Raw genomic sequence first — 1,146 nt, 5'->3', positions numbered from 1 at the left:
GCGCTCCTGCGCGGGCGCGGCGTCGAGGACCGGATCTCCGCCGTGGGCGGCGACTTCTTCACCGCCGTGCCGTCCGGCGCGGACTGCTACCTCGCCTGCTTCGTCCTGCACGACTGGAACGACGAGCAGGCCGCCCGCATCCTCGGCCGCATCCACGAGGCGGCCGCCCCCGGCGCCCGGCTGTTCCTCGTCGAAACCGTGCTCGGCGAGGGCACCCCGCCCGAGATCGCCACCCTGCTCGACCTCACCATGATGGGGATGCTCGACGGCCGCGAACGTACCCGCGAGGACTGGCGGTCCCTGCTCGACGGAGCGGGCTACCGCCTCGACCGGATCCGGGGGACGGGCGGCCCGATGTGCGTCATCGAGGCCTCCCGGATGCCCCGGACCGCACCCGCCTGAGCGACGGCCGCCCGCGCGGCCCAACTGGGGCCGGGGCGCCCTGCGTCGCAGATCCGCGGTGTGGAGAATATGACGCATGCCGATAACGATCACCCCTCAGACGGCAACCGTCGACGACGCGTCGCCGATCAGCCGCACCCTCGCCCGCGCCTTCGTCGACGACCCGATGATGTGCTGGTTCTTCGCCGACGACGCCACCCGCGAAGCCGCACTGGCCCGGTACTTCAGCACCCTGTTCACCCGGCAGTACGTCCACCACGGCGTCTGCGAGCACACCGGCTCCGCGGCGGCCTTCTGGGTGCCGGCGGAGGCGCAGGCCAAGGCCGTCCCCGACGCGGACACCATCGCGGAGCTGAAGAACATCCTCGGCGAGGGGACCGCACGGTTCGGGGCGGCGGTCGAGACCGCCGCCGGGCACAGCCCGCAGGAACCGCACTGGTCGCTGTCGCTCATCGGCGCCGACCCCGCCGCCCGCGGCCAGGGCCACGGCGCGGCGCTGCTGCGCTCGGGGCTTGCCCAGGCCGACGCGGCGGGCCGGGCCACCTACCTGGAGTCCTCCAAGCCGGACAACCTGCCCTTCTACCAGCACTTCGGTTTCACCGTGCGCGAGGAGTTCGCCCTGCCGGACGGCGGTCCCGTGCTGTGGGGAATGTGGCGCGAGCCGCACCGTACGGCTGCCGCGTAGCCGGTCGTACGAGGCCGCCGCGGTACGGCCCGGGGCCGTGTCCCGGCACGGGCGCGGCC

At 73.9% G+C, this 1,146-nt stretch carries 2 protein-coding genes; both read left to right on the top strand.

Features of this window, described 5'->3' with window-relative positions:
• Window positions 1-402 (top strand): methyltransferase (locus tag ACWGIG_RS39020; RefSeq protein WP_453326460.1); only part of this gene is annotated, 402 nt, incomplete at its 5' end.
• Window positions 403-478: 76 nt separating this feature from the next.
• Window positions 479-1,087 (top strand): GNAT family N-acetyltransferase, encoded by a 609-nt coding sequence (locus ACWGIG_RS39015; protein WP_453326459.1) that lies wholly within the window; start codon window positions 479-481, stop codon window positions 1,085-1,087.
• Window positions 1,088-1,146: the final 59 nt, after the last annotated feature.

The organism is Streptomyces sp. NPDC054863, from assembly GCF_053610825.1.
This window is presented reverse-complemented; position numbering and strand designations above follow the sequence as displayed.

Excerpts from the sequence above, each read along its gene's own strand:
- ACWGIG_RS39015 (WP_453326459.1), top strand. The coding sequence starts at position 479 with ATGCCGATAACGATCACCCCTCAGACGGCAACCGTCGACGACGCGTCG.